The sequence below is a fragment of the Pseudoalteromonas sp. SR41-1 genome (assembly GCF_014164015.1).
GTDB lineage: Bacteria > Pseudomonadota > Gammaproteobacteria > Enterobacterales > Alteromonadaceae > Pseudoalteromonas > Pseudoalteromonas distincta.
This window is the reverse complement of record NZ_JACJEK010000025.1, coordinates 46,522-55,729: the sequence shown is the minus strand read 5'-3', so window position 1 is coordinate 55,729 and position 9,208 is coordinate 46,522. Positions and strand designations below refer to the sequence as shown.

Annotated in this window: 8 protein-coding genes; all 8 read right to left on the bottom strand. The window is 39.0% G+C overall.

Annotation, left to right across the window (positions count from 1 at the left end; all coding sequences use genetic code 11):
* Window positions 1-445: 445 nt before the first annotated feature.
* A complete protein-coding gene (locus tag H5118_RS18425; protein ID WP_182749653.1) occupies window positions 446-2,230 on the bottom strand; it encodes a choice-of-anchor I family protein in 1,785 nt (594 codons plus the stop codon).
* Window positions 2,231-2,386: 156 nt separating this feature from the next.
* Complete coding sequence (locus tag H5118_RS18420) at window positions 2,387-2,992, bottom strand: DUF1240 domain-containing protein (protein WP_182749652.1); 606 nt, start codon at window positions 2,990-2,992, stop codon at window positions 2,387-2,389.
* Between the two features lie 138 nt (window positions 2,993-3,130).
* Entirely contained in the window at window positions 3,131-3,736 is a 606-nt protein-coding gene (locus tag H5118_RS18415; RefSeq protein WP_182749651.1) for a DUF1240 domain-containing protein, read from the bottom strand.
* On the bottom strand, window positions 3,736-4,581 hold the full coding sequence (locus H5118_RS20485; protein WP_259398003.1) for a hypothetical protein: 846 nt from the start codon (window positions 4,579-4,581) through the stop codon (window positions 3,736-3,738). Before H5118_RS20485 ends, H5118_RS18415 begins: the two co-directional genes overlap by 1 nt.
* 205 nt (window positions 4,582-4,786) lie before the next feature.
* Complete coding sequence (glmU, locus tag H5118_RS18405; protein WP_182749650.1) at window positions 4,787-6,145, bottom strand: bifunctional UDP-N-acetylglucosamine diphosphorylase/glucosamine-1-phosphate N-acetyltransferase GlmU; 1,359 nt, start codon at window positions 6,143-6,145, stop codon at window positions 4,787-4,789.
* Window positions 6,146-6,449: 304 nt separating this feature from the next.
* Window positions 6,450-6,872, bottom strand: a complete 423-nt coding sequence (locus H5118_RS18400; protein ID WP_004335277.1) for a F0F1 ATP synthase subunit epsilon — start codon at window positions 6,870-6,872, stop codon at window positions 6,450-6,452.
* A gap of 13 nt (window positions 6,873-6,885) precedes the next feature.
* On the bottom strand, window positions 6,886-8,271 hold the full coding sequence (gene atpD, locus H5118_RS18395) for a F0F1 ATP synthase subunit beta (RefSeq protein WP_004335274.1): 1,386 nt from the start codon (window positions 8,269-8,271) through the stop codon (window positions 6,886-6,888).
* 33 nt (window positions 8,272-8,304) lie between these two features.
* Window positions 8,305-9,165 carry a F0F1 ATP synthase subunit gamma gene (atpG, locus tag H5118_RS18390; RefSeq protein WP_024597176.1) on the bottom strand — a complete coding sequence of 287 codons (861 nt, stop codon included), beginning with the start codon at window positions 9,163-9,165 and terminating at the stop codon, window positions 8,305-8,307.
* Window positions 9,166-9,208: the final 43 nt, after the last annotated feature.

Sequence of the window (9,208 nt, the reverse complement as noted above, 5' to 3'; positions counted from 1 at the left end):
GAACTCAATCTGTACGAGTGCCCACACAGATGATTGCTTTATATTGTTAAAGAACGTTGCGATTATAAAGTTGAACTTTATCTCGCTAGGGCTGCGCATATTACGCTTTCCCATTTTTTTGTCAACACTTAAATTTAAACTTTCTAAAAAGATTCAATCTAAGTTTTACTTAACACCCTGAGTTGTTCGTGCCTCGCTATGCGTTGCTGTTTCCCGTCTCAGTGGGGTCGCATTATAGGGAGATTCGAGCGGGGGTCAATGTTTTATTTCAGCTTTTTGACAATTAAATGAATTTAGTATGAAAGCTATACAAATAAAGGGCTACAGGATACTTTTAGTTTAAAAAACACGCACAATATAAGTATCTATTGATGAGGTATTAGTAAGGTTTAAACTAAGCTGTATGTTAAACAAACAACACACAGCTTTATTTTAAATTAAAGGTTTATTTAGATGCTATTTCCCATACGGCAATGGAGCCTGATATTTCATTTCCAACGATTAATAGTGGGTTTCCTGTAGCACTTTGCTCAGCTGGAACGAATTCCATTCCTTCAGGCGCTAAATCGCCTGTAATATTAGCGTCTTTAATTAAGCCTCTATTATAGAAGTAGTCTTCAAACTGCACATTATATGGATTGGTAATATCATAAACCATAATCCCACCCATACGCTCAAGCCCTATAAAAGCAAATGTACGATCGTCAATTTTACCAATAGTCAGCGCTTCTGGCTCTGCGCCTTTATCATCTGAACGTGAGTCACCTTTGTTTTCATCTTCATTGTTGTTAAATGCTTCACCATGAACCGATGCAGTAATACGACCTATATCATCGCCTGAATCAAACACCACCAGCCCATTGCTGTCCAAAATGGTAAACGAACGTGCACCATAAGCATAAAGCGATTCGTATTGACCATCATTATTAGTATCGCCTTTTATTGTTGTTACTTTTAAGCGACCAATATCGTTATCGTCGTTATTTAAGTAATCAAAATTAGATGCAAGCGTTAAGTCTTCAACGCGGCTCTCATCTATATAAGCTAAGCAGCCGTCGTCTTTATCGTAATCAAGTCCCCCCTTTGCTATACAGTCTGCTTCATCCGTTGTATCAAAAAAGTATTCTCTTGCGTCACCTTCGTTGGCAGTGACTATAAAGTTAGCGCCTTTCCAACTAAAGCTTGAGATAGTATCGGGCTGGTACATACCATAGAGCCCTGGGTATGATTTAAAATTAACGCCGCCATCTTTATCTGAGGCATCAAGTTGTAAGCTTGACCAATCTTTAAAGCCTAAGCCCTTTAGCTCAAGGCTGTTGTCTTGTAGGTTAACTATTGCAAGTGCATTGTTTTCTTGAATAGATACATAAGCGTATTTGTTATCTTTAGAAATGCTAACGTACTCGGGCTCTAAATCCATAGCTACTGTGGTATTTATCAGATTACCGTTAATAGTACGACCATTGGGGTTTGCAAAAACGACCCCTTGCGCTTCTAGTTCGGTTTGTTTGTTGTTATAGGCTTTAAAATCAATATTTATTGCCGTATCGGCTATTACATTATTTGTTATATCGATAATACTAATAGAACCTTCAGGATCTACGCTGTAGTCGCCACTTGGTTCACCTTCGTTAGCAACCACTGCCTTTGCGCCATCATGGGTGAACGTCACCATGTCTGGTAAAAATCCGACTGTAACATTTTTAATAAATACAGGTGAGTCGCCGCTTATATCGTAAAAAGCAATTTGACCTGCATCACCCGTGCTTTTAGCAGCCATTGCGACCGCTAGTAAATTATTATTTTCATCAATAGCAATGCTGTTTGCATCGCCTTGGGTATGCTCGTTTAGAGACAACGTAATAACGGACGTTAAATTTGTGGCGCTGATAACCCCTTCGTTATCTTTAACGAGTGCGGCAGTATCAAAGGTATCGGCGGGTAAAATATTAATAACAGCGTCATCGCCTGAACTGTTAATAGCGTAAATCCATTTTTTAGATGCTTGGTAAGCAACTATTTCAGCGGCACCTTCTGGACTTTGTGCATTTAATACTCCTCTTCCTACGAGGCTAATATTTAATACTGAATTAGCATTTACACCATTTATCCCATTTGCGCCTTGTTCTCCCTGTAATCCTTGAGAGCCGTTTTGGCCATCGTCACCATCAAGTGAGCAACCAGTAAGAACAGATATAAGTGACAGCGCAATAATTGATTTTTTAAACATGTGATTTTCCTTAGTATTGTATTTGCTAAATATCAACACACAGGCATGACAAGATTATGGCAATTTTATTTTGATTAGCTTTCGGCAATAAAAAAGCGAGTATATAACTCGCTTGAAGCTAAGGAGTACTTATTGCCCATGAAAGCAGGTTTGTAGCTAAAACCTATTAATATACTCATTACGCCTTTTTCGAGTTTCTTTTATAAACTCTTTTAGCTCATCAACAGAAGGCTCAATACCTTGTTGGTTTTTTTGCTCGAACCAATCGGCTATATCACTGATTATGACAGAGCCATCTTGTAAGCATAACTCATCGTTTTTTAGCCAAACATCAGGCGCTCGAAGTGAGGATCCTGTATACCAACTACAATAAGTGTAACCTTTGCTTTTTAAATTAGACTCTATGACAAGATTCGTCGGGATTGATAGAATTAATAAAACAATTAAACCTACAACTGCACTTTTAAATGCATTAATTAAAGTTAACTTTATATCAAACCCCAAAAAACGCTGTAAAGTCGATAAAAACGTTAGAAATAAGCAAGGTAATAATAAAAAAGATAATAGTATGGTGGCTTGCTCTTTGATAAAAAATTGAGGCTGACTAACTAAAAATATAGTTTCCACTTCGGAAAAAAAGTTTAAGGCTATTTTGTAGCACAGTCCCCCACTAACAATTAACAAGAAAAAAACAGATGCTAATTCTTTCATATTTGCAAGATATAACTTTTTATCTGCTTTTTTCCATTCTAAAATAGGCATTAGTTATGGCTCATTTCTGTTTCAACTTATATTCATCAACTACACTACAATTAACACAGCCCCTCGGTTGCATAAAAGTGAGCCATGAAATAGTTCTACATAGATGTTAGCTTATTACTCTTTAATGGTGACTTTTCACTACTTATAATTAGTATAATCATCACGACTTTTTCTAGTTTCTTTTATAAACTCTTTTAGCTCATCAACAGAAGGTTCAATACCTTGTTGATTTTTTTGCTCGAACCAATCGGCTATATCACTGATTATGACAGAGCCATCTTGTAAGCATAACTCATCGTTTTTTAGCCAAACATCAGGACCTCTAAAAGATGGACTAGTATACCAATGACAAAAACTATAACCCTTCCCTATTAATTTAGACTCGATATAAAAACTATTAGTAATAGATAAAGTTATATATAGAGGAATTGCCCAAAGCATAAGTTTTACCATTAGCTTTATTGTTTTCTCGTTGCGAAAATTGAATACCTTTTGAAAACCGGCAATTGTCATAAGCACAGGAAACGGTGTCATTGCTATTATTGGAGCCAACAGGCCACTTTCTCTAATATAATAAAGCGAGTCATCAAAATAAACATTTTCAACAAACCCGTAATAAGAGAAATAAAATAAAGTCATTGAGAATAATACAAACACAACCAAGCCTATAACAACTGTTAGCTTATGCTCGAAAGTTTGTTCTAAAAAGCGTTTTTCAGATTTCTGCCATTCTAAAATAGACATCAATTGTACTCATTTTTACCACGATTAAGATTTATTGTTGGAACTCCAAACATAAAGTTAAAAAAAGCATAAGGATCTTCACTAAAACCCTTTTCTAATTTTTTATTAACCTCAATAATCTCAGAGCGAAGATTGCTTTCAAGTTCTCGCAACTTATAAGCAATGGCATCCGCTATAGGATCTGTTGAAAAAACCATAGTTAAGGCAGTAAAAACTATACCTACACTGACAACAATAAGGAGAGGTATTGCAGCAGTAGTAACAATAATGGCCCCAGCAAAAGCGGTTGCAAAATAAGTAACTGCAAATGTTGTAGCTATAGCAGCTCCAACAACTGCCATATCGACAGCTATACCTGCGACTAAGTCATGCCATGTTTTTTGATCATTTAAAAACAAATCTACACTGTGGAATGTAACTGAAATTAATAAACTAACTACAAAGCCTCCTTTCATTGCTTTAGAAGCTTCTAGCTTGCCTACGCCGATAGTAAAAAGCCTAGGATTACTTGCTAAATAATGAGTTCCCGTTAAATGAGCTCTGATACCAGGGTAAGAAGTCATTATAATAGCAGGGGAGCCATTATATATTTTGATTTTAAACTTACCAAACGTATTACCTTGCCGCTTCATTACTTCTGCAATAATGACTAAAGCTTTAATATCATCAAATAGAGGATATAGACCAGCTCCAGCTTTCAAAGGATCTTTAATTCGTTTCCATTTACTTGATAATGAATTATGCTCTTCCAGTAACTCATCAAGCCAATCAACCACTTCTGAACGAGATTTACCTTGCTTCATCTTTACAGAAATAATGTAGTCTACAAACTCTGCAGAGTTCATTTGTATCAGCGTGTGATTGTTACCTGATAGAAGACTTTTAATTTGATTTTGACGTTGCCTTTCGGCAATAGCACAGCGAGCATATGCTGATATAAGAGTTCCTTGAGTGTATTTTTTAATCCGTTAACCATTAGTTTAAATAACAGCCAAAATATAAACAATAAAAAAGCGACTATATAACTCGCTTTAAAAAGGTGTTGGCTTATTATTTTTTAACTGGGCGTTTCCAACCAGTTAAATTACGCTGTTTAGAGCGTGCTATTGCTAATTGGTCATCTTCAACGGTACTGGTGATCACAGAGCCTGCACCAATTGTTGCAGTTGCACCTATATTTACTGGGGCAACGAGTGATGAATTAGAGCCAATAAAAGCATTATCGCCAATAATAGTTTTTGATTTATTAACACCATCGTAGTTGCAGGTAATAGTACCAGCGCCAATATTCACCTTTTCGCCAATTTCAGCATCACCTAAGTAACTTAAGTGGTTGGCTTTTGAGCCTTTGCCTAAACGGGTTTTTTTCATCTCAACAAAGTTACCAATGTGTGAGTCTTCTTCCATAACAGCGCCAGGGCGAAGGCGAGCATAAGGGCCCAGCGTACATTTAGCAGCTACGCTTGCATCTTCAATTAGGGTATTAGCCTTTATTACCACGTTATCGCCTATGGTACAGTTTTTAAGTACACAGTTAGGGCCAATTTGTACATTGTTACCAAGGGTCACATTACCTTCAAAGATAACGTTTATATCAACTAATACGTCTTCGCCTGTTTTAACATTGCCACGAACATCAATACGAGCAGGGTCGGCAAGTGTTGCGCCATTTAACATTAACTCTTCTGCTTGCCATGCTTGGTAAGCGCGCTCTAAGCCTGCAAGTTGTACACGGTTATTTGCGCCTTCAACTTCCATTGCATGATCTGGTTGCGCTGAAGTGATCTCTACGCCTTCACTGTTAGCCATTGCAACGATATCTGTTAAGTAGTACTCGCCTTGTGCATTATTGTTAGATAAGTTACCTAACCATGTTTTTAATAGCTTACCGTTAACAGCCATAATGCCTGTATTTACTTCGTTAATAAGTAACTGCTCTGAGCTTGCATCTTTTTGCTCAACAATACCGACTAACTTACCACCGGCACGAAGCATTCGACCATAGCCATTTGGGTTTACCAAATTTACCGTTAATACCGCTAAACCATTTTTAGGTGTTGCAGCTAATAAACGCTCTAGAGTTGATTGTTTTGTTAGCGGTACATCGCCGTATAAAATCAATACAGTGTCTTCATCGTTAATATGAGAGTTGGCTTGCGCTACTGCGTGGCCAGTACCGAGTTGTTCTGCTTGAAGTACCCAATTTACATCGTTATCGGCAAGTTGTTGTTGTAATAGATCGCCGCCGTGTCCGTAAACTAAGTTTGTAGTCGTTGCACCTAATGCCATCGCATTATCAATAACGTGCTGTACCATTGGTTTACCTGCAACATTGTGCAAAACTTTAGGTAGAGCAGAGCGCATACGAGTACCTTTACCCGCAGCAAGAATAACAGTTGTTAGAGCCATTAAAACAATTTCCTTTTTCCGTTGTTTTAGCTAAATAAGTATTATGTTTGTGCAGAAGATTACGTAAATCACTTCTTGTGCAGATACTCAGTAGGTTAGTTTATTCGTACTGAATCTTGACTGAAAAACACACTTAATTGGATGACGTTATTGTAGCGAGGATTGGTGAAGGATATAAGTGATAAAGCACAGATAATAGTCTGATAGACCTATTATTTAACAATTATAAATAAGCGATACACCATGTTTAAATTACAGACACAAAAAAGCCCACATAAAGTGGGCTTTTCAAAACCGGATAGGCTTACTTGTGACGTAATTGCTGAATTACGCGTAACTGAGCAACTGCTTCTGCCAGTCGCGTAGCCGCTTGTTGATAATCAAACTCAACAGCTGACGAATTCGCCATATGTTCTTCAGCTTCACGTTTAGCTTTTTGTACAGAATCTTCATCTAAATCTTCACCACGAACCGCAGTATCTGCAAGAATCGTGATGTGATTTGGTTGAACTTCTAATGTACCGCCAGCAACATATAACACATCTTCGTGACCATATTGCTTAACTAAACGTACCATACCAGGTTTAAGGGCAGTTAGTAGTGGAGCATGACCTAGGTTTACACCCAGCTCGCCTTCACTACCAGATACTTGAATCGATTCAACAAGACCAGAGAACAAGCTCTGCTCTGCGCTTACTACGTCAAGATGTACAGTCATAGCTGTCATACTACCCTCCTAGTTACATGCCTTTGGCTTTTTCTTGAGCTTCTTCGATAGAGCCAACCATGTAAAACGCTTGCTCTGGAAGCTCATCAAACTCGCCGTTTAAAATGCCTTTGAAGCCAGCAATTGTATCTTTCAGTGATACGTATTTACCTGACGCGCCTGTAAACACCTCTGCCACGAAGAATGGCTGAGATAGGAAACGTTGGATTTTACGTGCACGAGATACAAGTTGCTTATCTTCGTCAGAAAGCTCGTCCATACCTAGGATTGCAATGATGTCTTTAAGTTCTTTGTAACGCTGAAGAACTGTTTGAACGCCACGTGCTGTATCGTAGTGCTCTTGACCAATTACTTGTGGGTCAAGTTGACGCGAAGATGAATCAAGTGGATCTACCGCTGGGTAGATACCAAGTGATGCGATATCACGTGAAAGTACTACTGTTGCGTCTAAGTGAGCAAAGGTAGTTGCTGGAGATGGATCCGTTAAATCATCCGCTGGTACGTATACCGCTTGGATTGATGTAATTGAACCAGTCTTAGTTGAAGCGATACGCTCTTGAAGCACACCCATTTCTTCAGCAAGTGTAGGCTGGTAACCTACCGCTGACGGCATACGACCAAGAAGTGCAGATACTTCAGTACCAGCAAGTGTATAACGGTAGATATTATCTACGAAGAAAAGTACATCGCGACCTTCATCACGGAACTTTTCAGCCATAGTAAGGCCTGTTAACGCTACGCGTAAACGGTTACCTGGAGGCTCGTTCATCTGACCGTATACAAGCGATACTTTATCAAGTACGTTTGAATCGTTCATCTCATGGTAGAAATCGTTACCCTCACGTGTACGCTCACCAACACCTGCGAATACTGAGTAGCCGCTGTGCTCGATTGCGATGTTACGGATAAGTTCCATCATGTTTACAGTTTTACCAACACCGGCACCACCGAATAAACCAACTTTACCACCTTTAGCAAACGGACATACAAGGTCGATAACCTTGATACCAGTTTCTAAAAGCTCAACTGAACTTGATTGCTCTTCGTATGAAGGCGCTGCACGGTGAATAGACATACGGTCTTCTTCGCCGATTGGACCCGCTTCATCGATTGGCTCACCAAGTACGTTCATGATACGACCAAGTGTTGCTTTACCAACTGGAACTTGAATCGATTCACCTGTATTCATAACTAAAGCACTACGACGTAAACCATCAGTAGTACCCATAGCGATAGTACGCACTACACCGCCACCTAGCTGTTGTTGAACTTCTAAAGTCAAACCAGCTAAATCGCCATCTGTTACTCTTAGTGCGTGGTATACCGCTGGCACGCTATCTTGTGGAAATTCAATATCCACAACGGCGCCGATAATTTGGACGACCTTACCTAAACTCATGTCTATTCCTCTCGTTAATCTTTACCCGAAGCATTAAACTGCTGCTGAGCCAGAACAAATCTCACTAATTTCTTGTGTGATTGCTGCTTGGCGAGCCTTGTTATAAACAAGCTGTAGCTCGTCCATAAGGTCACCTGCGTTATCAGTTGCAGCTTTCATTGCAACCATACGAGCAGCCTGTTCTGAGGCAGCATTTTCTACCACACCTTGGTATGCTTGAGACTCAATAAAGCGTACTAACAAAGACTCTAAAATAGCCTCTGGGTTTGGCTCGTATAAGTAATCCCATGTGTGAGCAGATACTTCTTCTTCAGCTTTTGGCAAAGGGAGTAACTGATCTATAATTGGCTCTTGCTTCATGGTATTAACGAATTTGTTATATACCAAGAATAAACGGTCTATTTTGCCTTCAGAAAATGCATCAAGCATAATTTTTACAGGACCAATAACGTCTTGTACTGAAGGTTTATCTCCTAGGCCCGCTTTTTTAGCGAGTAGTTGACCACCAAAACGTTGAAAGAAGCCTGCTGCCTTACTACCTAAAGTAGCAAATTCAGCATCAACACCTTTCTCTTTCCACGCTTTAACATCAAGTGCAACTTTCTTAAACTCGTTTGAGTTTAGACCGCCACACAGACCACGGTCTGTAGAGATAACAATATAACCAACTCGTTTCACTTCACGTTCTTTTAAGAACGGGTGAGTAAAATCAAGATTTGCTTGAGCAACACGACCAATTACTTCACGTAATTTATTAGCGTATGGACGGCTTGAAGCAACGCGTTCTTGCGCCCTTTTCATTTTAGACGCAGCAACCATTTCCATTGCGCTAGTGATCTTTTGAGTATTTTTAATACTCCCGATCTTGCTTTTAATCTCTTTTCCGCTGGCCATGACTCTCTCTCCGAATCAAGGTGTGCTTTAGTTTCCTAAAGCG

What these genes read in the sequence shown, in the direction of transcription:
- H5118_RS20485 (WP_259398003.1), bottom strand. Translation starts at nt 4,581, where the DNA reads ATGAACTCTGCAGAGTTTGTAGACTACATTATTTCTGTAAAGATGAAG.
- atpD (WP_004335274.1), bottom strand. Translation starts at nt 8,271, where the DNA reads ATGAGTTTAGGTAAGGTCGTCCAAATTATCGGCGCCGTTGTGGATATT.
- H5118_RS18420 (WP_182749652.1), bottom strand. Translation starts at nt 2,992, where the DNA reads ATGCCTATTTTAGAATGGAAAAAAGCAGATAAAAAGTTATATCTTGCA.
- H5118_RS18415 (WP_182749651.1), bottom strand. Translation starts at nt 3,736, where the DNA reads ATGTCTATTTTAGAATGGCAGAAATCTGAAAAACGCTTTTTAGAACAA.
- atpG (WP_024597176.1), bottom strand. Translation starts at nt 9,165, where the DNA reads ATGGCCAGCGGAAAAGAGATTAAAAGCAAGATCGGGAGTATTAAAAAT.
- H5118_RS18425 (WP_182749653.1), bottom strand. Translation starts at nt 2,230, where the DNA reads ATGTTTAAAAAATCAATTATTGCGCTGTCACTTATATCTGTTCTTACT.
- H5118_RS18400 (WP_004335277.1), bottom strand. Translation starts at nt 6,872, where the DNA reads ATGACAGCTATGACTGTACATCTTGACGTAGTAAGCGCAGAGCAGAGC.
- glmU (WP_182749650.1), bottom strand. Translation starts at nt 6,145, where the DNA reads ATGGCTCTAACAACTGTTATTCTTGCTGCGGGTAAAGGTACTCGTATG.